Below are 26,940 nucleotides of genomic sequence, written 5' to 3'. Positions count from 1 at the left end.
GATCACGATCTACGGCTGGAGTACTAGTCGCGCGGTGCGGGACCGATCGAGCCTCGTGGCAGGAATTCGGCGGGCGGCAGCTCCACATCGGGGGCGCTGCCGTCGGCGATCACCGCGTCGAGCGCGCGGGCGGCCGCCGCTCCCCAGCCCTGGGCGTCCACGCGGGCGGAGGTCAGGGGAGGGTGGGTGTACTGGGCCAGCATGGTGTCGTCGTAGCCGACGATGGAGAGCCGGCCGGGGACCGGCACGCCCAGCTCCTGGGCGACGGCCAGACCGGCGGTGGCCGCCAGGTCGTTGCCGTAGACGATCGCGGTGGGCGGTGTGTCGAGGGCCAGCAGCTCGCGGGTGGCCGCGGCGCCGCCCTCGGCGGTGAAGCCGCCGGGACGCAACGGGCCCTCGGGCAGGCCGAGTTCGCGCAGGGTGTCCGCCCAGGCGGCGCGGCGGTGCTGTGCGTGCCGGAACTCCTGGGGACCTTCCACGTGCGCGATGCGGCGGTGGCCCAGCTCGGCCAGGCGGCGGATCGCGGCGACGAACGCGGGCCGGTCGTCGAGCGTGACCGCGCACGGCCCGTCGACCCAGTCGCGGCGGCCCACCGCGACGGCGGGCAGACAGAGTGCGGTGAGCAGGGCGGGACGCGGATCGTCCTGGCGGATGTCGGTCAGCAGTACGCCGTCGACGCGCCGGTCGGCCGAGAGGCGCTCGTACACATCGCGCTCCTGGTCGGCCGGGGTGACGTGCAGGACGAGGCCGTCGCCGCGCTCGGCGAGTACGGACTCCACACCTGCGATGAAGGCCGGGAAGAAGGGGTCCGCGCCGATGAGTCCCGGCTCGCGGGTCACCACAAGACCGAGAGCCCCCGCCTTGCCGAGCGACAGCGCCCGCGCCGGCCGGCTGGGCGTCCACCCGAGCTCCTCGGCGGCGGCCAGGATGCGCGCCTTGGTCTCCTTGGCGAGACCGGGCCGGTCGTTGAGCGCGAAGGACACCGAGCTACGGGAGACGCCTGCGCGTCGCGCCACATCAGCGATGGTGGGCCGCTGCCTCATGACGCCTCCTTCGGATCCAGTCTCGTCTAAACCGGTTTAAGTGATCCGGCGAGCGTCACTAAACCGGTTTGAATGAGGGAAGTCAATACCTCTGGCATCACTCGGGCGGGCGGGTTGTCCGGCCTCGGGACGGTGATGCCGGAGGTGTGGGCGGGCGTCTGTGGGGGGATGTCAGCGGGTCTGCGCCGAGCAGGAGCTATGAATCACACCGCGACGGCGCACCGCGAGGGGTGGCCGCTCGGCGCAAAGGCGCCGCGAGCCCGTGACGCGGCTCACCGGCACGCCGTCGCGTTTCACACCGCGGTGCTCGCCCGCACCGAGCACTCGCACCGCCACACCGCTCACCCGCGCTGCCGGCCCGCACCGATCACCCGCGCCGCCAGCCCTCACCGCTCACTCGCACAGCCCGCCCCCCCACCGCGTAATCACACCGCGATGTACGTAACCGGCTCGCTCCCCGCCACCGCCTCCGCGCGCCCCAGCTTCACCAGCCGCCGCAGATGCGCCTCCGCCTCCGAAACGGCGATGTTCCGCGAGCCGTGCGGGATCTGCTCCCAGGGCCGGTTCCACTCCATCCGCTCGGCCAGCTCCCACGGCGTGAGCGGGGCGGCCAGCAGGCCGAGCAGCCCGGTCAGCCGCTCCTCGTGATGGTCCAGGAGTTGCTGCACGCGCGCCGCGGCATCCGTGAACGCGTGCTGATGGGCGGGCAGCACCTCGGCGACCCCGAGCCTGCCGATGCGCTCCAGGGAGTCGAGGTAGTCCCCGAGAGGGTCGGTCACGGTCGCGTCGTCCGGGTCCTCGTACAACCCGATGTGCGGACTGATCCCCGGCAGCAGATGATCCCCGGAGAAGAGCCGTCCCCGGCCGGGCAGATTCCCCGGATGCTCCTCCTCCAGATGCAGGCAGACATGGCCGGGCGTGTGCCCCGGCGTCCAGATGGCCCGCAGCCTGCGGCCCGCCAGGCCGAGGAGCTCACCGGGCACGATCTCCCGGTCCGGAAGCGCGGCCCGCAGCCCGGGCAGGGTACGCATCCGGCCACCTCTCGCCGCGGCGGCGGCCCGCAGCGGCGCGAGATGTTCCTCGGGTGCGCCGACCGCGGTGAGCTTCGCCGAGAGATACGTCAGCCAGGTGCCCGGCCCGGACTCACGGGTCCGGCGCACGATCGCGGTGTCCGCCGCATGCATGGCGATCCAGGCACCGGACGCCTCGCGCACCTGCCCGGAGAGACCGTGGTGGTCGGGATGGTGGTGGGTGATGACCACACCGTGGATGTCGCCGACACCCACCCCGACGGCGGCGAGCCCGTCGACGAGCGTGTCCCACGCCTCCGGATCGTCCCAGCCCGTGTCGATCAGGACCGGTCCGCGATCGGTGTCGAGGACATGCACAAGGGTGTGGCCGAGCGGATTGTCCGGGATGGGGACCTTGATGCTGTGCACGCCCCCGCCGTGGTCGGTCACCTGTGTCATGGGCTCCCCATTTCTCGCTCCGAGTCATGGCCGGCGCACCGGGCGCACGACTGTGCGGTGCACCGCGCCCACTGTAACGAGAACTTGTTTCAGTAGTAGCCCCAGTCGACCATCTGTCAAGTGCGCCTGAGGAGCCAGGCGTTCACCCCGAATGCGCGGACCCGGCACAGGCGCCGGTCGTCAGCCGCCGGCCCACCCACGAGAGATCGCGCATCACGACCACCTGCCTCGGCACCTTTCTGCCCTCTCACCTCTCGGGGCCCGCCGCACAGGCCAACGGCGGTGCGATCGTCTGGGCATCCGCGCCCTCGCCGACCCACAGCCAGATGAACAGCGCGGCGGTCGCCTCCACCAGCCCCGCCCGTTCGAGTCCGCCCCCGGCCACCGGCTCGCAGCCCACGTCCCGCACCAGCTCGCGTACGAGCGCGAGTGCTGCCTCGTCGTCCCCGCAGACCGGAACGGCGAGGGGGCGTCCGTCGAAGACGGGCGGGTTCATGCGCCACACGTTCTCGTGGCAGAGGTTGAACGCCTTGACGACATGGGCGCCGGGTGCTGCCGCGGCCAGTCGTCGCGCCGCCGAGATGCCGTTGTCCGTCAGCAGACGGAAGCCGGGCCCGACCGGATTGGAGCAGTCGAGCAACACCTTCCCGTTCAGGGCCGCGCGCAGCCTCTCCGCCACATCCTCCCCCGCGCCGTACGGCAGCGCGGCGAGTACCACTTCACCGAACTCGGCCGCCGCGTGCAGACTCCCGTGCCGCACGCCGCCCCCGATGCGAGCCGCGAGCTGCTGTGCCTTGTTTTCGTCCCGTCTCCCCACGACCACCTCGTGCCCTGCCCGCGCCCAGTGCGTGGCGAGCGCGTCCGCCATGTTGCCCGTTCCCAGCACGCCGATCTTCATCGAACGCCCCTCTCCGCATCTGTTCCTGCTGATTCGGGACGACACGAGATCCTGTCTGACAAAGGTTCTCGGAGCCAGAGTCCGCGATCGAGTCCCTGACGAGGCCCTGCGAGCGGCCGGTCACGGACCGGTTGCGAGAGCCGAACAGTCTTTAGCCGTGTCCTCGATCCGCTCGCATTGGGTTGGGTCAGACGTTTGTGAGCCGGATTCGCGAGCAACCGTGGCGCACTCGTTCATCTTCTGGACACCTTGAGTGCTCCTGCAATACACCCACGATTCTCATGGGCTCCTCATGTGCGGTTGATTGCGTCTCTTCTGGCCGGCTGGTCCGGACCGTACGACGAGGAGGCGTAGGTGTCACGAGCCGCAGGGGCAGAAGAGGACGGGCAGCCGCTGCATGTGGCCAGCAGGCTGCATGCGTTCAACCGGTTCGAGTTGAAGTATCTGGTGCCGGTCGAGCAGGCCGCGGAGATCCGGGATGAGCTGGGTGAGCGGATGGACCGTGATCTCAACAGCCCGGTGGGCGGCTACGGCGTGTGGAGCTTGTACTACGACACTCCACAGCTGCGGTTCTACTGGGAGAAGATCGAGGGGCTGAAGTTCCGCCGCAAGCTGCGGATCCGTCACTACGGAGATCTCGACGGGGTCACCGACGAGTCGCCGGTGTGCGTGGAGATCAAGCAGCGCGTCAACCGGGTCACGCAGAAGCGGCGGATCACCCTGCCGTACGGAGTGGCGCGGCGCCTGTGCGACGGCCGCGAGATGGTCGACCACAGTGCGAAGGAGAGCGCCTTCATCCAGGAAGTGCTTGACCTGATTGTACGGCTGAATCTGCAGCCCACCGCGATCACCGGCTACCAGCGTGAGGCTCTGGTGGGCCGGAACGCCGACACCGGTCTGCGGGTCACCTTCGACCGGCGCGTACGCGGCCGGGACCGGGACCTCCACTTCGGCACGCCCACCCCGGAGAACCGGTTCACCATCCCGCCGCACATGTCGGTGATGGAGATCAAGGTGAACGAGCGCACCCCGCACTGGATCACCGATCTGACGGCCCGACGCAACCTCAACCTGGTCCGGATCTCCAAGTACGTCCAGTCCGTCGAGGCGTTCGGCCTCGCGCCGCGCTCGGTCTTCCACATCAATGAGGCGGACTTCCCGCCGCCTTCCCCCGTCGAGCAGCAGTCGCACACGCTGCTGAAAGCAGGAGCACAGTGAATTTCGATCTGCAGGAACTCAGCGGGACGTTCAGCGTCGCCGACGTCGTGTTGGCGATGGCGCTGTCGTTCATCCTGAGCGCGGTGATCGGCTACACCTACCGGTACACGCACCGCAACGTGTCCTACAGCCAGTCCTACGTCCAGACCCTCGTGATCGTCGGCATGGTCGTCGCGCTGATCATGCTGGTGGTCGGCTCCAACCTGGCACGGGCGTTCTCCCTGGTCGGTGCGTTGTCGGTGGTCCGGTTCCGTAACGCGGTCAAGGAGACCCGGGACGTCGGCTTCATCTTCCTGACCATGGCGATCGGCATGGCCTGCGGTGCCCGCTTCTACACGCTGGCCGTGGCCGGCGCCATCGTGGTGTGCGTCGTCATCCTGGTCATGTTCAAGTTCAACTGGTTCGCCCTGAACGTGCAGCGGCAGGTCGTCAAGGTTCAGGTCCCGCCGGGCGAGGACTACGGCCCGGCGATCAGCGACGTCCTGATCAAGTACACGACTGAGTACGAGCTGGTGAGCACCGAGACGATCCGCGGCGGCGCGTTGACCGAGGTGTTCTACACCGTGCGGATGAAGAAGGGCGCCGAGCCCGGTGATCTGGTGTCGGCGCTGCAGGAGCGTACGTCCGGGCAGCGGGTGACGGTCCTGACCGGTTACGACACCACGGACCTGTGATGACCGGCGACAAGCGGGACCCGGTGGTGCCGGTACGCAAACGGCGGGTGAAGGACCGGCTGCCGGTGCGGCTGCGCCACCACTGGAAGCCGGCCGGGGCGCTGTGCGCGGGACTCGCGGTGGCGGTCTACTTCTTCGGCGACGCCCGCGTGTCGCCGTACGTGACCTCCTCCTCACGGGTGGAGGCCGACGCCATCACACAGAACATCGAAGGCACTGTCGACCTCTACGACGCGTCGGTGTCCCACTCGATCCAGCTCACCTACGAGCAGACCGACTTCGACAAGATGATGAAGGAGTTCAAGGACGAGGGCACGAAGGACTACATCTCGGCCGATCTGACGATCGACGGCGTCCATCTCGAGGACGTCGGGATCCGTCTCAAGGGGAACTCCACCCTGTCGTCCCTGCGGGGCAACGGCAAGGGCATGCCCGGTGGCGGCCGGAACATGCCCGGCAACGCCGGTGGCCAGCAGGGCGGCCCGCCCGGCGCCGATCAGGGCGCGGGCGGGGGCCGGGACCGCGGCCAGAACACCGGCGGCGGTCCCGGCACCATCGAGCAGCAGCCCGGCCAGAAGACCGAGAACGGTGCGACCGGCGGCCCTCCCGCCGCCACCGCAGGCCAGGACGGTACGGCCGGGGCTCCCGCGGGCGGGCAGAAAGGCACGGGTGGGGCTGCGACCGGAGGTCAGGACAGCACCGGAGGTGCCGCCGGAGGTCAGGGCGGTACGGGCGGGGCTGCCGGTGGTAGTCAGGGCAACGCAGTCGGGGGACCCGGCGGGATGGTTCAGTACGACCTGTCCGCGAAGAAGCCCGAGGAACTGCCCTGGCTGATCAAGATCGACGAGTACATCGAAGGACGCGCCTACCAGGGCGAGCGGGAGATCTCGCTGCGCCCGGGCGCCGACGAGCAGGTGCCGTTGAACGAGGCGCTGTCGCTGTCGCTGACCAAGTCCTCCGGACAGCCTGCCGAGGCGTACAGCTTCAGCTTGGTGCAGGTGAACAACCGGCCCGCGGTTTCCCGTCTGATGGTCGACAACCCGGACACCGAGTACGCCGAGGCCATCGGCGACGGCAACGGGATGCTGTACAAAGCGCGGGCCGGCGGAAGTTTTGAGTACCGCGGGGATGACCCGTCCGACTACGAGACGTCCTTCCGCCAGCTCAACAAGGTCGGCAGCCAGGACCTGGAACCGCTCATGAAGTTGATCAAATGGACGGACAAGGCTTCCGATAAGGAGTTCGAGGAGGAACTGCACAAGTACGTCGACGTCGACTCGCTCGCCACGTACATCGCCACGCAGAACCTCCTGCTCAACTTCGACGACATCTCCGGTCCCGGTAAGAACTACATGCTCTATTACGACCTGGACACCAAGAAGTTCTCCGTCCTGGGGTGGGACTACAACCTCACCTTCTCCGGAGACGCCACCGCCGGCCCGGACGACAAAATAGGCATGGGCGGCGGCCGCGGGCAGGGAGGAGAAGGGCAGAACGGCGAAGGCGCCCCTGAAGGTATGCCCCAGATGCCGGAGGGAATGCCGGAGGGAATGCCGGAGGGAATGCCGGAGGGAATGCCGGAGGGAATGCCGGAGGGAATGCCGGAGGGAATGCCAGGTGGCGGGAACGGCGAAGAGGGCCGGGGTGGCTTCATGAGCGGGAACGGCCTGAAGGACCGGTTCCTGGAGTCCGACGCCTTCGACGCGGTCTACAAGGCGGCGTACAAGAAGGTCTACGCCAAAACCTTCGCCTCCGGTACGGCGGCCAAGGCTCTGGACACCATCGCGGACCAGGCCCGTGAGGCGGCCGGCTCTTCCAAGGAGCTGGACGCCGCCGTGGAGAAGCTGCGCACCACGGTGACCGAGCGCACCACGGCGCTTGCAAAGAACAAACAGGTCGCCGGATGATCCCGGAGCCCGGGACGCCCCCCGTCCCGGGCTCCGGGATCTCTCACAGCCGGTGCCGCTACTCTCGCGCGGCACCGCCTTCTACCCCAGTGAGCCGCACATGTCCCGCCTCGCCTCCGGGCCCGCTTCGGCCCGGTCCACCATCCTCGTGGTCGAGGACGACCCTAGTATCCGCACCCTGCTCACCACCGCCCTGAGGGCCGCCGGGTACGCCGTCGTCCTGGCCGTCACCGGCCAGGAGGCCATGTTCAGGGCAGGCGACCGGCAACCCAACCTGATCATCATGGACGTGATGCTGCCCGACGCCGACGGCTTCGACCTCACCCGGCAGCTGCGCGCCGAGGGAGTGTACACACCGGTGCTGTTCCTCACCGCGCGCACCGAGGTCGAGGACCGCATCATCGGCCTCAGCTCCGGCGGTGACGACTACGTCACCAAACCCTTCCATGTCCAAGAAGTGCTGTTGCGCATCCGAGCGATCCTGCGCCGCGCCGCAGCCCCGGCAGCTCCGGCCCGCACCCGGCCTCCCCTGCGCTATGCCGATCTCGTCCTCGACGAGGACGCTCACACCGTCCACCGCGCCGGCCGGCCGCTGCAACTGTCGCCGACCGAGTTCCGGCTGCTGGCCTGCCTGATGGCGCAGGCCGACCGGGTGCTCGACAAGGGCGAGATCCTGCAGGAGGTGTGGCAGTACGACTTCGCCGGCGACACCCGGATCGTCGATACGTACATCAAGAACCTGCGCCGTAAGGTCGACGCCACCTCACCCGCCCTGATCCATACCGTCCGGGGCGTCGGCTACTGCCTGCGCCTGACCAACAGCGGCAGCACCGAAACACCTCGCTCATGAGGAACCTCGCCAGCCCCCCGCGCTCGCTGCGCACCCGGCTCGTGCTCATAGCCACTGTCCTGGCGACCTGCGCCGTGCTGCTGTGCCAGACCGCCGGACTGACCGTGCTGCGCTCCTGGCTCACCGACCAGGTCGACGACCGGCTCACCGGCTTCCGGCCGCCAACCCGCCTCTACGAGGACATCGCCGACAACGGCCGGCTGCCCAGGCCCAAGGGCGACGATGCCCTGCCCTCGGACTACCGCGTCTACTTCTACGACTCCGACGGACGCCTGCTGGACGACTCCCTGGGCCTCACCGACGACCGAGGGCCGCGCCTCCCCACCCACGCCGCCGAGCTGGGCCTGCGCAACGACGAGCTCGCCACTGTCGAGGCCCGCGACGGCGGAGGCAGCTGGCGCATCGTCACCGACTCCGGACCCGACGGCATGCGGGCCGTGGTCTCCCTGCCTCTGGACACCGTCGACGGCGCGACCACCAAGCTGCTGTGGTTCAGCGCGTTCCTCGGCCTGGTCGTCGCCGCCGGGGTCGCCGTGCTCGGCAACGCCGCCGTACGCCTGGGCCTGCGGCCCCTCTCCCGCGTCGAGGGCACCGCCCAGCAGATCACCGACGGGGCTCTCGACCTACGCGTCCCCGACACCGACCCCGCCACCGAGGTGGGCCGGCTGGGACAGGCCCTCAACACCATGCTCGACCGGCTGCGCACGGCTCTGCACCGCACCGCCGCCTCGGAGCGGCAGATGCGCCGGTTCATGGCAGACGCCGGACACGAACTGCGCACCCCGCTCACCGCCATCCAGGGATTCGCCGAACTCCTCCACGACGACCCCCGCATGCCCGCCGAGCGGCGCACCGAGGCCCACGCGCTGATCGCCGCCAACGCCAACCGCATGAGCCGCCTGGTCGACGATCTCTTCCTGCTCGCCAAACTCGGTTACGCACCCGGGCCCCATCCCGAACCCGTGGACCTGCTCTCCCTGGCCGCCGACAGCATCACCAGCACCGCTGTACGCCACCCCACACGCACCATCACCCTCGAACCGCTCCGCACCGGCTCCGCCGACACCAGAGGCCAGGAACTCGACGTCGTCGAGGCCGTCGGCGACGCCCACCAGCTCGCCCAAGTCGTGACCAACCTGCTGGACAACGCCTGCGCCCACACCCCCGCCTCCGCACGCATCCACGTACGCGTCGGCACCATCCGCACGAGCCCCGCCGTCGGAGGCGTCGACCGGCCCGGCCGCACCAGCGTCACCCCCGCTCTTCCCCACGGAACCGCCGCCGCGGTGATCGAGGTCGCCGATACCGGCCCCGGCCTCACCCCCGACGACGCACAGCATGTCTTCGACCGCTTCTACCGCGCGGCCCCCGCGGACGCTGACGAGCCCGGCAGCGGCCTCGGCCTCGCCATCGCCGCCGCGATCGCCGAAGCCCACCAGGGACGCACGGAACTCGACACCCGGCCAGAGGCCGGATGCACCTTTCGCCTTCTTCTGCCCGCGCATTGAGGAAGCTCACCGATGAGACTGACGACCCTGCGCATCACCAGCACCCGCACCGCCGCCGCACGGCTGGACAACAACCGTCGTACCCTCCTGCCCTTCTCCGACGTCGGCACCCTGCTCACCTGCGAGTCATGGCAGGAGCACGCCGCCGCACCTGGAGAACTCCTCACCCCCACCCACGCTCCGACCGCCACCGGACCACTCACCACACGGCTGGCGACCTTCACACAGGCAGAGGTGAACTACGCCACGCGCGCCAAGGAACTGAACACGCCGCCACCAGCGATACCCCGACTGCTGACCACCCCCGTCGCCGCTCTCGCCGGTGACCGGGACACCCTTCGGCTCACTCCCGCACCGGACATCCAGTGGGGCGTCGAACTCGGAGTCGTGATCGGTCAGTACACCTCCCGCGTCCCCAGGGCGAGAACGCTACGAAGCGTCGCCGGTTACACCATCGTCAACACCATCGCGGCGATCGGCTGGCCGGCCGTCGTCGCCATAGGCCCGCAGCTCGTCACCCCCGACGAACTGCCCCCCGGCGCCCGCGGACTCACCCTGACCGCGACCCTCGACGGCCGCCTGAGACAGAAGGCCAACACCTCCGACCTGCTCTTCGACGTCGCCACCCTCATCGAACGCGTCAGCGCTCGCACCACACTCATGCCGGGCGATCTGATCACCACCGGAACCCCAGCGGCGACAGGCACCGGCCAACTTCACGACGGCAGCAGCATCACCGTCGCCATCAAAGGAATCGGTGAACTTCGCAACACCGTGGGAGTGTCATGAATTAGGTGGGAACTTCACCGGAAGGGACACCTGATGACGATCCAGAAGACTCACTGGATCAGGACGGTTGCCCGTGCCGCCGGTGTCCGTCAGGGCACTGTCTCGCCCGGTGTGCGGGAACTCGATTCCGGTGATCCCCCGTTGGGACGTGTCCGCAGAGCCGGCGGCGGCCGCAAACGCGTCGTCGACCTGAACCCAGCCGCCCGGGATGCGCTTCTCACGCTGGTCGAGCCGGATGTTCGCGGGGATCCCATGCCGCCGCTTCGCCGGACCACCAAATCCACCCGCCGGCTCGCCGAGCAGCTGACCCGCCAGGGCCACCGGATCTCCGCGGACTCGGTGGGCGATTTCCTACGCGAGGAGGGCTTCAGCCTGCAGAGCAACGCCAAGACCCTGGAAGGCAAGCAACACCCCGACCGGGACGTGCAGTTCCACTACCTCAACGAACAGACCCGCAACCACCAGGACAGCGGGGAGCCGGTGATCAGCGTGGACACGAAGAAGACATCTCACGGCGCTAAGTGGTCGCCTCCGGAGGTCCTTCGGGGGTTGACTCCGGAGGCGGCGTCGTGTGGGGCTGGTCTGATGTCGGGGGCTGCGAGGTAGAGGGCGCAGGCGCAGTCCAGAGCGTGCCGCCTCCGGGGCCTGGGGTCCTCAGACGGGGCGCTTGGCCATGACGACCACGCCCGGCCCGGTCTGCTCATCCGCAGGGAGCCGGAGTTCGGCGACCGGGTGCAGTCCGGCCTGCTCGATCAGGTCCACGAGCTGCTCCGGCCGCCACTTGTGCGTGGTCCAACGAACGGGCACTCCTCCGTAGGCCTCGGTGCGCACCGCATCCTCGTCGCCGACGTGTGTGGCGGCGATGAAGTGCCCGCCCGGCTTCAGGGCGTGCGCGAAATGGGCGAGGACCTGTGGAAGGACATCGCGGGGGAGGTTGAACAGTGACCACCACCCGAGCACGCCGCCGAGGGAGGCTTCACCGAGGTCGAGCTCGGTGGCGGAGGCGACGCTGAAGCGGCATTGCGGATGAAGACGGCGCGCGTTCTCGATCATGCGGGGAGAGAGGTCTACCCCGGATACGTCGAGTCCGCGTTCGGCGAGGTAGCCGGTCACCGTGCCGGGGCCGCAACCGACGTCGAGGACGGGCCCGAGCTCGCCCACGGTGTCGGCGAAGGCGTCGATCGACGCCTTGAGCCAGGGATGGCGACGGATGTCACCCATGCCCGTCGTCACCACCATGTGGGCGTAGTTGTCGGCCACCTGGTCATAGGACTCACGGACGACGTCGAGATCGGCTGGGCGGTCAATATGGTGTGCGCGCATCAGCCAACAATAGGACGGTGGCCTTGTGGAATCCGGGGGCGTGGGTATGACGGTCATCCTGCCCGACGAGTCCCGCCACGGACACGGCAGACTGCGGTCCCGGTGATCCACTTCTCCCGATCGGCCTGCCTGCCACGCCTGTTGCCCTCGCCCGTCCGATCGTCCTGACCAACGCCGAACGTGAGCGGTTGAAGAAGGCGGCCTACGGTCACAAGACCGCGTACCAGGCCCGGCAGCGGGCCGCGATCGTGCTGCACGCGGCCCGCGGGCGCCCCAATGCGCACATTGCCCGCGAGACGGGCCTGCACCTGGACACCGTGCGGACCTGGCGCAACCGCTTCGCCGACGGCCGGCTGCCAGCCCTGGCCGACCGCAGGCGCTCGGGGCGCCCGGCCCGTTTCACCCCCGTGCAGGTCGCCGAGGCCAAGGCCCTGAACCGGGCGGAGCCGATCCCCGGGTGTGGCTCACTGAAGACCCGTGCTGCGGACCCGGAGGCGATCCTCGAAGAGGAACCGCTGAGCCGCTTCCTCCTGCAGTTCACCCTCAATGAAGCCATGAATGCCGCCCCCTACCACGCATCGACCTACCGCATGCCGACCGCGAGCCTTGACGCGCTGTGGGGCATGCTGCGTCCCATACCCCTGAGTCCGTTCCTGCCGACCTACACGGCCGAAAGGTTCTTCGTGGCCCCGGGCTTGCTCACGCAGGTCAGCTGCGACGAGAACGAGGCGGTCGTGAGCTTCGGCGCGCTCCACCGCGGAACTCTGCCGCCACTTCTAGAACATGGGTTTCACTGGTCCTGCTTTGACGGGTGAGACATGAGAGCCGGGACGAGGTCTTTGTGCACGGTCGATCGGGCACCGAACTTCTTCGGCATCTCCCACCGCTGCCCGCCCGTCTTGAACCGCCGGATCACGCCCCCGAACTGCTGTCGCAAACCGCTCCGGATACGGCCCTTCCGGCCAACTCCCCGTCCTGCGCGCGTGTCGGCGGGGGTGTGGAATCGATCCGATGGTGAGCCCGATGGGAGCTGTCCCGGCCGTGGACTCCTGGAACTGGAACTGGTATCAGTTCTGACACAGAGTCAGGAAATGTGCCGGGTCGCGGGAGGCAGCAGCCATGAGCGAGCTTGTCGAACACGGAAAACTGTTCATCGGCGGGGAGTTGGTCGATCCGCTGGGCCGGGATGTCATCGAGGTCATCTCCCCGCACACCGAACAGGTCATCGGCCGGGTGCCGCATGCCTGCGAAGCGGATGTGGACCGGGCCGTCGCCGTTGCGCGGCGGGCGTTCGACGAGGGGCCCTGGGCGCGGATGGCTCTGGACGAGCGGATCGCTGTGGTCGGGCGGATCAAGGACGCGTTCGCCGTGCGGTACGAGGAGATCGCCCGGGTCATCAGCTCGGAGAACGGCACCCCGTACACGTCCGCTGTCATGGTGCAGGCGCTCGCCGCGATGATGGTGTGGGACGCGGCGATCACCGTCGCCCGCACCTTCCCGTACGAGGAGCGGCGGGACGGGGTTCTCGGGCCGCTGCTCGTACGGCGGGAGCCGGTCGGGGTGGTCGCGGCCGTCGTGCCGTGGAACGTTCCGCAGTTCACCGCCGCCGCCAAGCTCGCACCCGCGCTGCTGGCCGGCTGCTCCGCCGTGCTCAAGGTCTCGCCCGAATCCCCGCTGGACGCCTACATCCTGGCGGAGATCGCCGCCGAGGCCGGGCTGCCGGAGGGGGTGCTGTCGATCCTGCCGGCCGAACGCGAGGTCAGCGAGTACCTGGTCGGGCATCCGGGCGTCGACAAGGTGTCGTTCACCGGGTCCGTGGCCGCGGGGCGCCGGGTGATGGAGGTCGCATCCCGCAACCTCACCCGGGTGACGCTGGAGTTGGGCGGGAAGTCCGCCGCCGTCATCCTCCCCGACGCCGATCTGGACGCGGCCGTCGCGGGCATCGTCCCCTTCGCCTGGATGATCAACGGCCAGGCGTGCGTCGCCCAGACCCGCATCCTCGTCCCGCGCTCCCGCTACGACGAGATGGCCGAGGCGTTCGCCGCAGCGGCGGGCGCGCTGAAGGTCGGCGACCCGCTCGATCCCGCCACCGAGATCGGCCCCCTCGTCGCACAGCGCCAGCAGCGGCGCTCCCTCGACTACATCCGGATCGGCCAGGACGAGGGCGCCAAGATCCTTACCGGCGGCGGCCGTCCGGCGTCCCAGGAGCGTGGCTGGTACGTCGAGCCGACCCTCTTCGGTGGCGTCGACAACTCCATGCGCATCGCCCGCGAGGAGATCTTCGGCCCCGTCATCTGCCTTCTGCCGTACGGTGACGAGGCCGAGGCCGTACGGATCGCCAACGACTCCGACTACGGCCTCAGCGGCAGCGTCTGGACCGCCGACACCGAGCGCGGCATCGACATCGCCCGCCGGGTCAGGACGGGCACGTACAGCGTGAACACCTTCAGTCTCGACATGCTGGGCCCGTTCGGGGGCTACAAGAACTCCGGACTGGGACGGGAGTTCGGCCCCGAGGGATACGGCGAGTTCTTCGAGCACAAGATGATCCATCTGCCGGCCGGATACGAGGGGGCGTGATGGGGGACCGCTGGGCCGTGGAGGTCGACCGCAACATCTGCATCGGCGCCGGGATGTGCGTGAACCACGCCCCGGGCGGATTCACGCTGGATTCCGCCCGGCAGTCCCATCCGGCGGATCCGGAGACCGATGCCAACGAGCAGGTCCTCGCCGCGGCCGAGGGGTGCCCGGTCGAGGCGATCACGATCACACTGATCGGCTCGGGAGAGGTCGTCTTCCCGCCGGAGGAGTAGGAGGAGTAGGAGGAGCAGGAGGAGTAGAGGGAGGAGCAGGCGGGGAAGGGGGAACACGGTCAGAAGTCAGTCCGCATGACGGCCCCGCCCGAGTGTGGACCTGTTCACCTTGGCGACCCCCGCGCTCGCGCGCGAAATCGATCGTGGCGCGTGCGGGCGCGCACGTGATGCCGCGGCGGCGGAAGCCCTTGCGGGTGATGAAACGCTGGTACGCAGTCGGCAGCGTGGCGGGCCGGGAAGCTGCCGGACACTGCACAAGCAAGTGCAGCTCGGCCGGTGGCAGGATTCCGCGCATGACCAATGTCCGGGAGGTGACCTGCCGTCCGCGTGGGAAGCGCACCCTGTGGTCCTTCGTCGGACTCGGAGCGGCCGGGGCGATCCTGGCCGCGGTGTGCACGGCGTACTGGGGCCCGGACGTGTGGCTGGGCGTCGGCCTGCTTCTCGCGCTGGTGGGCATCGCGTCGCTCCGCGCGGTCACAGCCCGGGTGAGCGCCGACGCGTACGGCCTGCACTTCCGGACGCTGCTGCGCCGCCGGGATGTGCCGTGGCGCGATGTCGCCGACGTGCGCGTACGCCTGAAGTACGTGAACAACCCCCGGATCCCGGAGACACGTCGCGTCAGCCTTTTGCTGCGCAACCGGCGCACGTGGCTGCTTCCCCTGCCGCAGAGCCGGTCCTGCGACGACCGCCCGGACTTCGACGCGAAGCTGGACGCGCTCCGTGCGCTGCACCGCCTCTACGGAGCCCCGGAGTCGAGCCACGTCCCCGTCGTCTCGTCCCGCACCGCCGGGCGCGGCTGGGCCGGATCGGTGGGCCTGTGCGTGCTGCTGCTCGCGTGCGCGGGCCTGGCCGCGTGGTTCGTGCCGAGTACCGCGTCCGATGCGCAGGCGTGGAAGTCGGCCACCCCGTGCACCGCAGAGACGCCCGCAACGGAGCGAGGCGAGTGCCTGGCCACCCTGCCGGCCGTGATCGCGCAGACCGAGGCCAACCGGCCCAAGAAGCGCAGCTGGCTGTACTTCGCCGACAGCCGGCCGCTGGAGCGACTCGCGGTCCCGCGAGAGGCCGCCCAGGGGTTCCGGCCCGGCGACAGCGTCGAACTGACCTTCTGGCGCGGCGAGGTGAGGGAGGTCGCCGGAGAGAGCCATGTGTGGCGCGAGCACATCCCCGCTGCCGGGGAACCGGCCGTCATCGCGGCCGGATGCGTCCTCGCCGCGGGCTACCCCGGGGCCCAGGTGCTGCTGCGCCTGCGCGGGCGCCGACTGCCCGACGACGAGGTCCTCCCGTCGGCCCATCCGTTCGCGGGCGCGCTCGTCGGTACCGCCCTGTGGCTGGTGCCGCTCTGCTACCTCCACCCCACGACCCTGCTCACCTCTCCTGTAGCGATCACATGGGCGGTCGCGGGCTTGTCGGTCACGCTGGGCCTCTTCACCTGGGCCTGGCGCGCCACCCGCGTCCGTACGCCTGGAGAGGCCGCAGCGGCCACAGCGATCGAGGAGTCCGCCGAGGACGGTGTGTTCCTGGCGGCCTGCTTCCTGGAACACACCGACTACAACCCGCACGGCTTCGGCACCCACATCGTCCTCGGAGGCGGCCCGCCCGCGGTGACACCCCACCCGGGCCCGGGCCGGTTCGCGGCGAGACGGATACCGGTGGAGCGGCTCACCGTCAAGGAGTTGCGGCGCGCCCGCGGCGGCGACGGCGACACCGTCCCCAGAAGCTGGCACATCGCCGAACTCGATGACGCGGGCAAGCCGGTCCGCCTCGCTGCCGCCCCGGCCGACCTGACCCGCATCATCCGCGAGCTGGGCCCTGCGAAGACGCCCGTGAACACCGAGCCATGACCGTCTCCGCTGCGGTCCGCCTACGCCGTGCAGCCGGTGTCCGCGATCACGAAGTAGCCCGCTGGTGACTCCTTCAGCGTGTGCGTGACGAAGACGTTGTACAGGCCCATGTTCTCGTTCGAGCCGTTCGCGTACACGTAGCCGCCCGTGGTGTGTGCCCTTCCCGCCGTCACATGCGCGTAGTTGGTGGCCGTGTAGCACTGTGCGGGTATGCCGCCGGTCGTGGTCGCCGTCACCTGGGGGGAGGTCGCGCCGGGTGTGCCCGAGCCGTCGGCCGCCGCCACGGTGTACGTGTACGTGGTACCGGCGCCGAGGCCCGTGTCCGTGTACGTCGTGGAGGTGGGCGAGGCGACCTTCGTACCGTTGCGGTAGAGCGCGTACGAGGCCGCGTCCGGGACAGCGTTCCAGGACAGGGAGGCGCTGTTCGTCGTGACTCCCGTGACCCGCAGACCGGACGGGGCGGGGAGCTGGCCGCCACCGCCGGGAGTGTCCTGGTCCAGGCCCCAGAAGACGCCCGTGTAGTACGTCGAGCAGATGGCGCTCAGGAAGTACGCGGCGGTCGTTCCGCACTGGGCGGTGCCCGAACCGGGGCTCACGGCCAGGCCGTGGCCCATGCCGGAGACGGAGTACGTCTCCACCGCGGGCTTCCCGGAGGCGTCGTTGTAGATGCTGCGGGTCGTGTTGCCGGGCAGCGTGTCGGTGGACGACGGGGTCTGGCCGATGCCCCAGACGTTCGTCCACTGGTCGCGCAGGGCCGTGGCGTTGGCGGGGTACACCGTGTAGTCGGAGGTGCCCTGCCAGATCGCCACGCGGGGCCAGGGGCCCGAGTAGCCCGGGTAGGCGGCGCGCACCTTATCGCCCCACTGCGCGGGTGTCAGCTGCTGCGGTCCCGTCTGGCAGCCGGACGCGGCCGCCTGGCTCGTCGCGCACTGGGCGGGCAGGCCCGAGGCCACGGAGCCGCCCGCGAACACGTCCGGGTACGCGGCCAGCAGGTCAGCGGTCATGCCGCCGCCCGCCGAGAGCCCGGTGACGTACACCCGGCGCCCGTCCGAGCCGTACTGCTGCTTCGCGTGCTCCACCATCTGCACGATCGAGGCCGCCTCGCCCTTGCCCCTGCTGTCCTCGGCCGGGTCGAACCAGCCGAAGCAGGACAGCGCGTTGTTGGCGGACGTGGTCTGCGGGAAGACCACGGCGAAGCCCCACAGATCCGCGTACTTCGGCCAACCCGAGTTGGTGTAGTAGGCGTTGGCGGTCTGCGTGCAGCCGTGCAGGGCGATCACCAGGGGTGCGTTCGCGGGCAGATCCGCGGGGGCGTACTCGTACATCTGAAGGTTGCCGGGGTTCGAGCCGAAGTTGGTGACCTGCTGCAGGCCACCGGCGGCAGCGGCCGGCTGGGCGGCTCCCACGGTGCTCAGCGTCGCCGCGACGAGGGCGAGAGCGGCCGTGGACGCGACGCGCCGGAGCAGGCGTCGCAGGATCGATGGGCGCACGGGTGCCTCCCTGTTCGGAATGCTCGAAGTGTTCGGACAGTGCGGGCCGGTCTTGTGATGAGTGCGGGGCGGACGCTATGAGGCCCGGTCACCCGCGCCCATGGCCCCGGCGGACACTCCCCGGTCCCGGCTGTGTGCTGCGCCGCTCTTGCGCACGTCGACTCGAAGAGCGCTCCAACACGCGGACTCCCGGTCGACGCCCGCACTGGACGAGAGCCTGGACGCGGTGGACCTGGAGCTGACAGCGGAGCAGTGGGCGGCGCCGGACGCGGCCCGCTGACGGCCCCGGCCCGGGCCCGCACCATGTACGCCGCCACCATGGCGACGTACGACGGTGTGTGCACCGACCCCGTGTGACGTGGGCTTCGGTCTCCTTACGGTGACGACCATGGAGACTCCCCAGAGCCCGGACCGCGGGCCCGCCCCGCACGCAGCCCCGCCCGCCGTCCCGCCGTCACCGGCCGGTCCCTCGCCTACGCCCGCAGACCGGCTCCTCGCCGGGCGCACCGCCCTGGTGACCGGTGCCGCGAGCGGCATCGGACGGGCCTGCGCACAGGCCCTGGCCGCCGCGGGCGCCCATGTCCATGTGGTGGACAAGGCCGCCGATGCCGCCAAGGACCTGGCGGAGACGATCGGCGGGACGGCGTGGGTGGTCGACCTCTCCGTCCCCGACGCGGTGGACACGCTGCCCGCCGACGCGGACATCGTGGTCAACAACGCCGGGCTCCAGCACGTCGCCCCGGTGCACGCATTCCCGCCCGACCGCTTCGCCCTGATCCAGCGCGTCATGGTGGAGGCGCCGTTCCGCATCTTGCGCCGGACCCTGCCGGGCATGTACGAACGCGGCTGGGGACGCGTGGTCAACATCTCGTCCGTGCACGGCCTGCGGGCCAGTCCCTATAAATCGGCCTATGTAACGGCAAAGCACGCACTGGAGGGACTCAGTAAGGTGGTCGCGCTCGAAGCGGCGGAGCACGGGGTGACGAGCAACTGCGTCAGCCCCGGTTACGTACGCACCCCCCTGGTCGAGAACCAGATCGCGGACCAGGCCCGTACGCACGGCATCTCCGAGGCGGAGGTGGTGGGCCGGGTCATGCTGGAGCGCAGCGCGATCAAGCGCCTGATCGAGCCCGACGACGTCGCCGAGGCCGTGCTGTGGCTCTGCGGGCCGCGTACCGGGCACATCACCGGCACCTCGCTCTCCATGGACGGCGGCTGGACCGCCAACTGATCCCACCGTCCACTGCCACCTCCACGACCCCTACGACCCCCACGAACCCCCACGACCCCTAAGAACGATGGCCGCCCATGTCTGAACCGTCCGCCTCCGCCGCGCCCCACCTGCGGCGCCTGCTCGACCTGCTGGCCGACGACGCCCCCGCCGAGGCGCTGGGCGCCGTCTCCTCGCAGGCGCGGGCCGCCGGTGTGCCCGCGGGCGATCTGGCGGAGGTGGAGCGGGCCACCGCCACCGCCCTGCGGATCAGGGGCGCCCTGCGCCAGCACCGGCGCCGCGAGCTCCAGCTCACCGCGCTCTTCGACACCGCGGGCGACCTCGCCGCCTCCCGCGACCTGGACGAGGTGCTGAAGGCCATCGTCCGCCGGGCCAGGATGCTGCTCGGCACGGACACGGCGTATCTCACGCTCCCCGACGAGGAGGCGGGGGACACGTACATGCGGGTCACAGACGGGTCGGTGTCGGTGCTCTTCCAGCGCCTGCGGCTGGAGCTCGGCCACGGGCTCGGCGGTCTGGTGGCGCAGACCGCGAGCCCGTACGCCACCCCCGATTACCGTACCGACGACCGCTTCCACCACACCCGCAACATCAACGCCGGGGTGCTGGACGAGGGGCTCGTCGCCATCCTGGGCGTGCCCCTGCTCCTCGGCTCCAGCCGCGGCGGCACGGGAAAGGTCATCGGCGTCCTCTTCGCCGCCGACCGCGCCCCGCGCGTCTTCAGCCCCGACGAGGTGGCCCTGCTGTGCTCGCTCGCCGCACACGCCGCGATCGCCATCGACACCGCCGCCGCGCTCGACGACACCCGGTCCGCACTGGACGAGCTGGCCGGGGCGAACGCCGAGCTGGCCGAGGCGAACGCGGCCGTACGGGCCCACTCTGCGGCCATGCAGCGGGCCGAGGAGTCCCACGACCGGCTGACCGACCTGGTCCTGCGCGGCGGTGACGTCAAGGATGTCGCCTCGGCGGTCGCGGGTCTGCTGGACTCCCCGCTGACCATCCACGACCCCGGCGGTCGGCCGCTGGCGGCCGTACGGCCCGACGGCACGGACTTCGCCGTCGACAGCATGGACGCCGGATGGCTGGCCGAGACCGCCGAGGCGTCCCGTACGGGCGCCCGCGCCGTGCACCGCGACGGCCGGTGGATCTGCGCGGTCCTCGCCGGACGGGAACTCCTGGCCGGTCTGGTCCTGCACCGGCGCGCACCGCTCGACGACTCCGACCGGCGGCTCTTCGAGCGGGCCTCCGTGGTCACCGGACTGCTTCTGCTGCTGCGGCGCACGGTCGCCGAGACCGAGAACCGGATCCGCGGTGAGCTGATCACCGATCTGCTCACCGAAGCGAACCGCGACCCGGCCGGACTCGCCGAACGCGGCCGGCGCCTCGGCATCGACCTCGACCGCCCGCACCTGCTGCTGGTGGCCGAGGGCGGCGCCCGGGAGCGGCTGGCCCCTGCCGCGATGCGCTATCTGTTCGGCGGGGAGATCCACGGGGTGAGCGCCGAACACGCGGGAAACGTGGTGCTGTTGATCGAGGCCGGTGACGCCGGACCGGCCGCCGGAGACGCGGCGCGCGCGGCGGCGGCCCAGCTCGGGCAGCTGATCCAGGCCCCCGTCACCGTCGCCGCCACCGGGCCTGCCCGCGGCGCCCACGAGCTGGCCTCCGCGTACGGGGAAGCCGCCCGCTGCCTGCGCGCCATGCGGGTGCTGGGACGTACCGGGGAAGGCGCGTGCGTCGACGAACTCGGCTTCCTGGGCGTGGTGTTGGGCAACGCCCAGGACGTCGACGGCTTCGTCACGGCGACCCTGGGGCCGCTGCTGGAGTACGACGCGCAGCGCGGCACGCATCTCGTGCGTACGCTCGGCGCCTATTTCGGGTCCGGCGGCAGCCTCATCCGGGCCAAGGACGAACTCCACGTGCACGTCAACACGGTGGTGCAGCGGCTGGACCGGGTGCAGGTGCTGCTGGGGCGGGACTGGAACGAGCCCGGGCGGGCGCTGGAACTGCAACTCGCGTTGCGGCTGCATTTGTTGACGGGGGAGCGGGAGCGGTAGGGGGCGGGTGGGGTGCGCTGCGTTGTGTGTGTCCTCAAGCGCCGGACGGGCTTGACTTCGCCCGGCCTCAAGCCCCGGACAGGGCCAGCAGATGGCGGGCGATCTCGCCGCCACCCCGTTCTCCCGTCAGCAGCGTGTAGTGGTTGACGTCCCTCACCGGTACCGGTGTCACCCCCGTGCCGTCCAAGTCGGCCGCTGCCAGGCGGGTCTCGTCGTACAGGCCCTGTTCCTCGTTCATCAGGCCCCGCTGCGCCCACAGCAGCGTCGCCGGGGCCGGTAGCTTCCGTACCGCTGTCAGGACCTCCTCGTCGAAGAGGCCGATGCCGTCGGTGCGTACCGCCTCGATCCGGCACGTGGAGCGCATGGCCGGTTCGTCCCCGGTCAGATCGCGCTGGATGTACGCGTCCACCTCGTCCGACCACGCGTCCGCGAACGCGGGGTGCGCCTGCCAGAACGAGCGGTACGCGGCCCGGTCGGGGAAGGTCATCGACAGCCGGTCCATGGCCGGGCCGATCACCGCCGTCATCAGCTCGTCCGGCAAGAGGTGCGTGGGGGCGGGGAAGCCGATGCCGCCGTCCACCAGCAGCAGCGGCCCGAACCGTTCCGGGTGCCGTACGGCTGCCAGCGCCGCCACGAACGCGCCCATCGAGTGGCCCGCGAGCACCACCCGGTCCAGGCCCAGGGCCTCGGTCAGGGCGGCGATGTCATCGGTGTGCGTGGCGATTCCGTACGGTCCCGGCAGGGCGGAACTTCCCGCGCGGCCGCGCAGATCCGGGGCGATCAGGGTGATCCGGCCGTCCAGCAGCCTTGCCACCGGGCCCCAGGACAGCGCGTTGGCCGTGATGCCGTGCAGGGCGACGACGACCGGCGCGTCCGGCTCGCGGGCCGGCCACCGCAGTACCGCCAACTCGCCCCCGGTCACGGGGACCTGCATCTCTTCGTACGCAGTCACGGGCGTCCGTTCTCCTTACCGGTGGCCGGGAGTGTTTCGGTGGTGGCGGGACCGCGGCGTACCGCTGCCAGCCGGGACGGCAGCCGGGCCAGGCCGCCCGGCAGCAGGTGTACCACGGCCACGAACAGCACCCCGAGCAGGAACAGCGGCTGCGAGAGCGGCACCCGCAGCACCGCGGGCAGATCGGCGACCGCGCCCGACCCGGCCAGATCGCCGAGCCGGTGATCGGCCCAGGTGTAGAGGATGCCGCCGACCATCGGGCCCCAGCGGGTGCCCGATCCGCCCAGCACCACCATCACCAGCAGGGAGAGGGTGAAGTCGGACGTGGTCGTCTGCGGGGTCGAGCCGCCGGTGAGCAGCAGGTGCACCAGACCGCCCAGCGCGGCCAGCGCGCCCGCCAGGACGAACGCCGTCAGCTTGAAGCCGTACGGCTTCAGCCCCAGGACCTCCACCCGGCGTTCGTTCTCTTTGATGCCCTCCCAGACCCGCCCGGTGGGGGAGCGGACCGCCCAGTGGACGACGGCCAGGGTGAGGACCAGATAGCCGAGCGCCACCCAGTAGAGGTTCGCGGTGTTCTCGATGCCCACGAGCCAGGACGGCAGCAGATCGGCGGGGGCGGCCCGGCCCTCCTCGCCGCCGGTGAGACCACCGGGGTTGCGGGAGACCAGGATCGAGCCCGCCTGGGCGAAGGCCAGCGTCACCATGGAGAAGCCGATGCCGGTGACCCGCAGGCTCACCGACCCCAGGACCAGCGCGAGCACTATCCCGGAGCAGAGGCCGAGCAGCGCGGACACGGCGAACGGAAGGCCCGCCTCCAGCAGGAACAGATTGGTGGCGTAGCTGCCCGTGGCGAAGTAGAGGGCATGACCGAAGGAGAGCAGCCCGGTGCGGCCGAGCAGCAGGTCGTAACCCGTCGCCAGCGCGCCGAACAGCAGGCAGGTGGCGAGGAGTTGAAGACTTCCGGCGCTGCCTAGCGGGCCGTCCAGGAGGCCCGGCAGCGGCAGTGCGCTGTAGGGGGCGACGAAGAGGACCAGCAGTGCGGCGGCGGGCCACCAGCGGCGCAGCAGCCGGGCGGTGTTCCCGGCGACGGGCGCGGCCGTGTGCTGCTCGCCGGTGCGTTCGTGTGTCTCGGTGGCGGTGCTCACGCGAGCCTCCCGGTCAGTCCGCGCGGCCGTACGAGCAGCAGCGCGGCGAGCAGGACGACGACGGCCAGGTCGCCGAGGCCCGCTGCGGTGTAGTAGTTGGCGAACTGCTGGACCAGGCCGATGACGACGGACGCCACGGCGGCGCCGGTCACCGAGCCCATGCCGCCGGTGACCACCACGACGAACGCGAAGATCAGCAGCGAGGTGCCCTGACGGGGGTCGACCGAACCGAAGTACAGGCCGCCGAGCGCCCCGCCGAGCGCGGCGGCGCAGCCGCCGATCGCGAAGACGAGCGTGAACGCCTTGCGCACGTCGATCCCCAGGGCGGTGACCATCGCCCGGTCCTCGACCCCGGCCCGTACCACCAGACCGTGCCGGGTGCGCCCGAGGAAGAGCCGCAGCGCCACGAGGACCACGACTGCCGCCGCGACCAGCACGAGACGGTTGACCGGGACCTCGGCGCCGAGCAGCCCGAAGGTGCCGGACAGCGCCTTCGGCCCGGGGAAGGTCCGGGCGTCCGAGCCCCAGATCCCCGACAGCAGCGCGGGGACGGCGAGCCCCACCCCGACCGTGGCGAGCACCTGCTCGCGCGGCCGGGTGTAGAGCGGGCGGACGACGGCGAGTTCCAGCAGCACGGCGGCCGCGGTGCCCACCGCCGTACCGAACAGGACCGCGAGGACGAAGCCCGCACCGCCGGGGCCCGCGCCGGGCAGATGGCCGGACGCCGCCCACCAGGTGCCGTACGCGCCGATGGAGAGCAGCGCGCCGTGCGCGAAGTTGAGCACGTCCATCAGGCCGAAGATCAGTGAGAGCCCGGAGGCGATCAGGAAGTAGAGCGCTCCCAGACCGAGTCCGGTCATGGTGAGCAGTACGACGGTGGACATCAGGAATCCGCCTCCACGGAAGATGCTTCGGTGGCCGTGGCCGGGCCGTGTCCCACGCCCAGCAGGCGCCGTGCCGCTTCCGCATCGCCCAGCAGCTCGGCGGCCGGTCCCTGGTGGGCCGTGCGGCCGTCGGCGAGCACCGCGCAGTGCTCGGCCAGGCGCCGTACGACGGCGAGGTTCTGCTCCACGAGCAGCACCGGCACCGCCTCGGCGGCCCGCTCCAGCACCTGGGCGACCTCGGTGACCACCTTCGGCGCCAGGCCCTTGGTGGGCTCGTCGGCGATGATCAGCCGGTTGCCGTTCAGGAGTGTGCGGCCGATGGCCACCATCTGCTGCTGCCCGCCGGACAGCGTCCCGGCCAACTGCCGCTCCCGGTGCTTCAGTTCGGGGAACAGTTCATGGACGAGCGCGTACGCGGGCTCGCCCGCGCCGCGCCGTTCGGCCAGGCGGAGATTCTCCGCCACGGTCAGTCCGGCGAAGATGCCCCGGTCCTCGGGGGCGTAGCCGATGCCCAGCCGCACCACGCTGTGGGTGGGCATCGACACGGTCTCCCCGTCGTCCAGCCGCACACTGCCGGTGCGCGGGACGAGGCCGAGGATGCCGCGTACCGTCGTGGTCTTCCCGGCGCCGTTGCGGCCGAGGAGCGCGGTCACCCCGTGCCGGGCGACGTCCAGGTCCACGCCGTGCAGGATGTGCCGGCCGCCGATCAGGACCCGCAGGTCCCGTACGGCGAGCAGGGTCTTTGTCGTCACAGCCCCTCCCCGAGATAGGCCTGCTGCACGGTCGGGTCGGCGGTCACGGCCTCGGGGGTGTCCAGTGCCAGCAGCCGGCCGTGGTGCATCACGGCGAGCCGGTCGGCCAGACCCAGCAGGACGTCCATGTGGTGCTCGACCATCAGGACGGTGCGGCCCTCGTCCCGGTGCAGGGTGCGGATCAGCTCGGTCAGCGCGGGGACCTCCTCCGCGCTGACCCCGGCCATCGGCTCGTCGAGCAGCATCAGCCGCGGCTCGCCCACCAGCAGCACCGCCAGCTCCAGCTTCCGCTTCTCGCCGTGCGACAGCTCGGACGCCATCGCCCGCGCCCGGTGGCCGAGGCCGGTGCGCTCCAGTACGCCGTCCACCTCGGCGGTGTACGAAGAGGCGCGCCGCCACAGCCGGTACGAGCCGCCCCCGGCCGCCTGGGCGGCCAGCCTGACGTGGTCGGCCACGCTCATCCCCGGCCAGAGGCTGGACGTCTGGAACGTGCGGCCGATGCCGCGCCGGGCCCGCGCGTGCGCGGGGCTGTCCGTCATGTCCGTACCGTCCAGCGCGATCGTGCCCGACGTGGCCATGGTCAGCCCGCTGATCAGGTTGAACAGCGAGGTCTTGCCGGCCCCGTTGGGGCCGATGAAGGCGAGGAACTCGCCCTCGTGGACGCTCAGCGTGATGTCCTCGACGATCGTCGCCCCGCCGACGCCCCAGCCGAGCCCGGCCAGTTGAAGCACCGGGGCGGTGGCCCGCGGCCCGTCCGGGTGCCGCGCGGTGATGTCCGGTACGGCCATCGGTCAGCCCGCCGAGGGCTTCTCGGGCGGCGCCACCTCGTCCATCGGCTCGGTGCTCACCAGCTCCGGCCGAGCAGCGGTGCCCGTTCCCTTGAGCTTCGCGACGAACATCGGCTGCACCAGCGCGTGGTCCTCGGCGCGGACCTGCTCCTTGCCCTTCACCCCGTCGAAGCTCCAGCCCTCCAGAGCCTTGACCATGGCGGCGGAATCGGCGCCGCCGCCCTCCTCGACGGCACGCACGACCATCTGGGCGGCGGTGAAGCCGTCGGGGGTGAACAGGTCCGGGGTGCCGCCTGCCTCGGTGACCGAGTCGAGCATGGCCTTCTCGACGGCGTTGTTGCCGCCCGCGCCCGGGAAGTAGTGCGCCAGGAACGACACCTTGGACCCGGCGTCCCCGAAGATCGGGTACGAGGCCGTTCCGGCGAGACCCGTGACGACCTTGCCCGCCCCCAGCACGCCCTGCTGGTCCAGCGCGGTCCACAGCGCCGGTGCGGTGGAGCCAGCCCAGGCGACGAAGACCAGATCGGGGCCGCCCGCCTTCACCTGCCGGGCGAACGGGGTCAGGTCCGTGGCGCTGGGCGGAGCCAGTACGGAGCCCACCTTCGCGCCCTCGGCGCCGAGGACGGCCTTCACGGCGGTGACGTTCGCCTGGCCGAAGGTGGAGTCCTGGGCCAGCACCGTGACCTTCTTGCCCTTGGCCTCGCCGAGCATCGCACCGGCCGTGAGGATGTCCTGGTAGGACTGCCGGCCCGAGCGGAAGGTGTAGTCGTTGATGCCGGTCACGGCGTCGGTGGCGGCCGGGCCGCTGATGTACAGGACCTTGTTCTGGGCGGCGAGCGGCGCCATCTGGAGGGCCACACCGGAGTCGGTGGTGCCGGCCAGCACCTTGTAACCCTTGCCGATCAGGTTCTTGGCGGCGGAGACCGCCTTGCCCGGGTCGCCCGCGTCGTCCTGCTCGGTGACCTCGATACGGTGCCCGGCGACCTTCCCGGTGCCCTTGGTCGCGTAGTCCAGGCCCGCCATGAACCCGTCGCGGTACTGCTTGCCGTAGTCCGCGAGCAGCCCCGTACGGGAGTAGACCAGGCCCACCTTCACGGTCTGGTTCTTCGCGTCCTTGCCGGACGCCGTGTCGCTCTCGCCCGCCTTCCCGGCGGCGGTGCACCCGACCAGCAGGAGACCGGCCGAGGCCAGCGTGACGACGGCGGAGAGGGATCTGTGGTGACGGACGGTGCCTGTGGCTCTGCGACGCATGGTGACCGGCTCCTCGGCGTATGCATGTGATGTCGCCGAACCGTATGAACACCGTGCCGC

24 protein-coding genes and 1 pseudogene are annotated in these 26,940 nt (G+C 70.6%); 14 read left to right on the top strand and 11 right to left on the bottom strand.

The features are described from left to right. Window positions 1-23 precede the first annotated feature (23 nt). From OG507_RS12015 to OG507_RS12005, 3 genes are all read right to left on the bottom strand, one after another. Window positions 24-1,043: a LacI family DNA-binding transcriptional regulator gene (locus OG507_RS12015; RefSeq protein WP_327367176.1), complete on the bottom strand. Its 1,020-nt coding sequence runs from the start codon at window positions 1,041-1,043 to the stop codon at window positions 24-26. A 425-nt stretch (window positions 1,044-1,468) separates the two neighbouring features. Continuing rightward, the gene (locus tag OG507_RS12010; protein WP_327367175.1) at window positions 1,469-2,512 is read right to left on the bottom strand and encodes an MBL fold metallo-hydrolase; all 1,044 of its coding nucleotides are present in this window, start codon (window positions 2,510-2,512) and stop codon (window positions 1,469-1,471) included. 247 nt (window positions 2,513-2,759) lie between these two features. Continuing rightward, entirely contained in the window at window positions 2,760-3,410 is a 651-nt protein-coding gene (locus OG507_RS12005; RefSeq protein WP_327367174.1) for an NADPH-dependent F420 reductase, read from the bottom strand. 354 nt (window positions 3,411-3,764) lie between these two features. Here OG507_RS12005 and OG507_RS12000 point away from each other — a divergent pair, with 354 nt between their 5' ends. From OG507_RS12000 to OG507_RS11970, 7 genes and pseudogenes are all read left to right on the top strand, one after another. After that, a complete protein-coding gene (locus OG507_RS12000; RefSeq protein WP_442810965.1) occupies window positions 3,765-4,628 on the top strand; it encodes a polyphosphate polymerase domain-containing protein in 864 nt (287 codons plus the stop codon). Next, window positions 4,625-5,302, top strand: a complete 678-nt coding sequence (locus OG507_RS11995) for a DUF4956 domain-containing protein (RefSeq protein ID WP_327367173.1) — start codon at window positions 4,625-4,627, stop codon at window positions 5,300-5,302. Before OG507_RS12000 ends, OG507_RS11995 begins: the two co-directional genes overlap by 4 nt. Beyond that, window positions 5,302-7,209, top strand: coding sequence for a CotH kinase family protein (locus OG507_RS11990; RefSeq protein ID WP_327367172.1), 1,908 nt, complete (start codon window positions 5,302-5,304; stop codon window positions 7,207-7,209). The genes OG507_RS11995 and OG507_RS11990 overlap by 1 nt, the downstream gene beginning before the upstream one ends. 100 nt (window positions 7,210-7,309) lie before the next feature. Then, complete coding sequence (locus OG507_RS11985; protein WP_327367170.1) at window positions 7,310-8,059, top strand: response regulator transcription factor; 750 nt, start codon at window positions 7,310-7,312, stop codon at window positions 8,057-8,059. Next, complete coding sequence (locus OG507_RS11980) at window positions 8,056-9,567, top strand: sensor histidine kinase (RefSeq protein ID WP_327367169.1); 1,512 nt, start codon at window positions 8,056-8,058, stop codon at window positions 9,565-9,567. Before OG507_RS11985 ends, OG507_RS11980 begins: the two co-directional genes overlap by 4 nt. 12 nt (window positions 9,568-9,579) lie before the next feature. Further along, window positions 9,580-10,356 carry a fumarylacetoacetate hydrolase family protein gene (locus tag OG507_RS11975; RefSeq protein ID WP_327367168.1) on the top strand — a complete coding sequence of 259 codons (777 nt, stop codon included), beginning with the start codon at window positions 9,580-9,582 and terminating at the stop codon, window positions 10,354-10,356. A gap of 57 nt (window positions 10,357-10,413) precedes the next feature. Further along, window positions 10,414-10,887, top strand: a pseudogene (locus tag OG507_RS11970) (ISAzo13-like element transposase-related protein); the annotation flags it as partial. 123 nt (window positions 10,888-11,010) lie between these two features. On the opposite strand, the gene OG507_RS11965 reads toward OG507_RS11970, so the two are convergent. Beyond that, entirely contained in the window at window positions 11,011-11,679 is a 669-nt protein-coding gene (locus OG507_RS11965) for a class I SAM-dependent DNA methyltransferase (protein ID WP_326770244.1), read from the bottom strand. Between the two features lie 188 nt (window positions 11,680-11,867). Here OG507_RS11965 and OG507_RS11960 point away from each other — a divergent pair, with 188 nt between their 5' ends. The 4 genes from OG507_RS11960 (at window position 11,868) to OG507_RS11945 (ending at window position 16,333) form a co-directional block, all read left to right on the top strand. Next, the gene (locus tag OG507_RS11960; protein ID WP_327367167.1) at window positions 11,868-12,494 is read left to right on the top strand and encodes a helix-turn-helix domain-containing protein; all 627 of its coding nucleotides are present in this window, start codon (window positions 11,868-11,870) and stop codon (window positions 12,492-12,494) included. A gap of 304 nt (window positions 12,495-12,798) precedes the next feature. Further along, window positions 12,799-14,259 carry an aldehyde dehydrogenase gene (locus OG507_RS11955; protein ID WP_327367166.1) on the top strand — a complete coding sequence of 487 codons (1,461 nt, stop codon included), beginning with the start codon at window positions 12,799-12,801 and terminating at the stop codon, window positions 14,257-14,259. Beyond that, entirely contained in the window at window positions 14,259-14,492 is a 234-nt protein-coding gene (locus tag OG507_RS11950; protein WP_327367165.1) for a ferredoxin, read from the top strand. The genes OG507_RS11955 and OG507_RS11950 overlap by 1 nt, the downstream gene beginning before the upstream one ends. 293 nt (window positions 14,493-14,785) lie before the next feature. After that, a complete protein-coding gene (locus OG507_RS11945; protein WP_327367164.1) occupies window positions 14,786-16,333 on the top strand; it encodes a PH domain-containing protein in 1,548 nt (515 codons plus the stop codon). A gap of 20 nt (window positions 16,334-16,353) precedes the next feature. Here OG507_RS11945 and OG507_RS11940 read toward each other — a convergent pair whose 3' ends face one another. Then, window positions 16,354-17,823, bottom strand: a complete 1,470-nt coding sequence (locus tag OG507_RS11940) for an extracellular catalytic domain type 1 short-chain-length polyhydroxyalkanoate depolymerase (RefSeq protein WP_327367163.1) — start codon at window positions 17,821-17,823, stop codon at window positions 16,354-16,356. A gap of 148 nt (window positions 17,824-17,971) precedes the next feature. On the opposite strand from OG507_RS11940, the gene OG507_RS11935 reads away from it, so the two are divergent. The 3 genes from OG507_RS11935 (at window position 17,972) to OG507_RS11925 (ending at window position 21,108) form a co-directional block, all read left to right on the top strand. Further along, window positions 17,972-18,103, top strand: a complete 132-nt coding sequence (locus tag OG507_RS11935; RefSeq protein ID WP_327367162.1) for a hypothetical protein — start codon at window positions 17,972-17,974, stop codon at window positions 18,101-18,103. A 108-nt stretch (window positions 18,104-18,211) separates the two neighbouring features. Further along, window positions 18,212-19,054 (top strand): 3-hydroxybutyrate dehydrogenase, encoded by an 843-nt coding sequence (locus tag OG507_RS11930; RefSeq protein WP_327367161.1) that lies wholly within the window; start codon window positions 18,212-18,214, stop codon window positions 19,052-19,054. A 77-nt stretch (window positions 19,055-19,131) separates the two neighbouring features. Beyond that, window positions 19,132-21,108, top strand: a complete 1,977-nt coding sequence (locus tag OG507_RS11925; protein WP_327367160.1) for a helix-turn-helix domain-containing protein — start codon at window positions 19,132-19,134, stop codon at window positions 21,106-21,108. 67 nt (window positions 21,109-21,175) lie between these two features. Here the strand turns inward: OG507_RS11925 and OG507_RS11920 are convergent, their stop codons facing one another. Genes OG507_RS11920 through OG507_RS11895 form a run of 6 tightly spaced genes read right to left on the bottom strand, consistent with a single transcriptional unit; the run spans window position 21,176 to window position 26,880 of the window. Next, window positions 21,176-22,042 (bottom strand): alpha/beta fold hydrolase, encoded by an 867-nt coding sequence (locus OG507_RS11920; protein ID WP_327371943.1) that lies wholly within the window; start codon window positions 22,040-22,042, stop codon window positions 21,176-21,178. 14 nt (window positions 22,043-22,056) lie between these two features. After that, the gene (locus OG507_RS11915) at window positions 22,057-23,205 is read right to left on the bottom strand and encodes a branched-chain amino acid ABC transporter permease (RefSeq protein WP_327367159.1); all 1,149 of its coding nucleotides are present in this window, start codon (window positions 23,203-23,205) and stop codon (window positions 22,057-22,059) included. After that, window positions 23,202-24,089, bottom strand: a complete 888-nt coding sequence (locus OG507_RS11910) for a branched-chain amino acid ABC transporter permease (RefSeq protein WP_327367158.1) — start codon at window positions 24,087-24,089, stop codon at window positions 23,202-23,204. The genes OG507_RS11915 and OG507_RS11910 overlap by 4 nt, the downstream gene beginning before the upstream one ends. Beyond that, a complete protein-coding gene (locus tag OG507_RS11905) occupies window positions 24,089-24,841 on the bottom strand; it encodes an ABC transporter ATP-binding protein (protein WP_327367157.1) in 753 nt (250 codons plus the stop codon). The genes OG507_RS11910 and OG507_RS11905 overlap by 1 nt, the downstream gene beginning before the upstream one ends. Beyond that, window positions 24,838-25,629: an ABC transporter ATP-binding protein gene (locus tag OG507_RS11900; RefSeq protein WP_327367156.1), complete on the bottom strand. Its 792-nt coding sequence runs from the start codon at window positions 25,627-25,629 to the stop codon at window positions 24,838-24,840. Before OG507_RS11900 ends, OG507_RS11905 begins: the two co-directional genes overlap by 4 nt. 3 nt (window positions 25,630-25,632) lie before the next feature. Next, window positions 25,633-26,880, bottom strand: coding sequence for a substrate-binding domain-containing protein (locus OG507_RS11895; RefSeq protein WP_327367154.1), 1,248 nt, complete (start codon window positions 26,878-26,880; stop codon window positions 25,633-25,635). Window positions 26,881-26,940: the final 60 nt, after the last annotated feature.

The sequence above is a fragment of the Streptomyces sp. NBC_01217 genome (assembly GCF_035994185.1).
In the GTDB taxonomy this organism is placed as follows: Bacteria; Actinomycetota; Actinomycetes; order Streptomycetales; family Streptomycetaceae; genus Streptomyces.
The sequence above is the reverse complement of the archived record's forward strand: the minus strand, read 5'-3'. Positions and strand labels throughout refer to the sequence as shown.

Bases quoted from the DNA above. Each gene is read 5' to 3' on its own strand.
- OG507_RS11990 (WP_327367172.1), top strand. From the start codon at position 5,302: ATGACCGGCGACAAGCGGGACCCGGTGGTGCCGGTACGCAAACGGCGG.
- OG507_RS12010 (WP_327367175.1), bottom strand. From the start codon at position 2,512: ATGACACAGGTGACCGACCACGGCGGGGGCGTGCACAGCATCAAGGTC.
- OG507_RS11910 (WP_327367158.1), bottom strand. From the start codon at position 24,089: ATGTCCACCGTCGTACTGCTCACCATGACCGGACTCGGTCTGGGAGCG.
- OG507_RS11980 (WP_327367169.1), top strand. From the start codon at position 8,056: ATGAGGAACCTCGCCAGCCCCCCGCGCTCGCTGCGCACCCGGCTCGTG.
- OG507_RS11945 (WP_327367164.1), top strand. From the start codon at position 14,786: ATGACCAATGTCCGGGAGGTGACCTGCCGTCCGCGTGGGAAGCGCACC.
- OG507_RS11975 (WP_327367168.1), top strand. From the start codon at position 9,580: ATGAGACTGACGACCCTGCGCATCACCAGCACCCGCACCGCCGCCGCA.
- OG507_RS11955 (WP_327367166.1), top strand. From the start codon at position 12,799: ATGAGCGAGCTTGTCGAACACGGAAAACTGTTCATCGGCGGGGAGTTG.
- OG507_RS12005 (WP_327367174.1), bottom strand. From the start codon at position 3,410: ATGAAGATCGGCGTGCTGGGAACGGGCAACATGGCGGACGCGCTCGCC.
- OG507_RS11895 (WP_327367154.1), bottom strand. From the start codon at position 26,880: ATGCGTCGCAGAGCCACAGGCACCGTCCGTCACCACAGATCCCTCTCC.
- OG507_RS11930 (WP_327367161.1), top strand. From the start codon at position 18,212: ATGGAGACTCCCCAGAGCCCGGACCGCGGGCCCGCCCCGCACGCAGCC.
- OG507_RS11965 (WP_326770244.1), bottom strand. From the start codon at position 11,679: ATGCGCGCACACCATATTGACCGCCCAGCCGATCTCGACGTCGTCCGT.
- OG507_RS11925 (WP_327367160.1), top strand. From the start codon at position 19,132: ATGTCTGAACCGTCCGCCTCCGCCGCGCCCCACCTGCGGCGCCTGCTC.
- OG507_RS11900 (WP_327367156.1), bottom strand. From the start codon at position 25,629: ATGGCCGTACCGGACATCACCGCGCGGCACCCGGACGGGCCGCGGGCC.
- OG507_RS11985 (WP_327367170.1), top strand. From the start codon at position 7,310: ATGTCCCGCCTCGCCTCCGGGCCCGCTTCGGCCCGGTCCACCATCCTC.
- OG507_RS11950 (WP_327367165.1), top strand. From the start codon at position 14,259: ATGGGGGACCGCTGGGCCGTGGAGGTCGACCGCAACATCTGCATCGGC.
- OG507_RS12015 (WP_327367176.1), bottom strand. From the start codon at position 1,043: ATGAGGCAGCGGCCCACCATCGCTGATGTGGCGCGACGCGCAGGCGTC.
- OG507_RS11920 (WP_327371943.1), bottom strand. From the start codon at position 22,042: ATGCAGGTCCCCGTGACCGGGGGCGAGTTGGCGGTACTGCGGTGGCCG.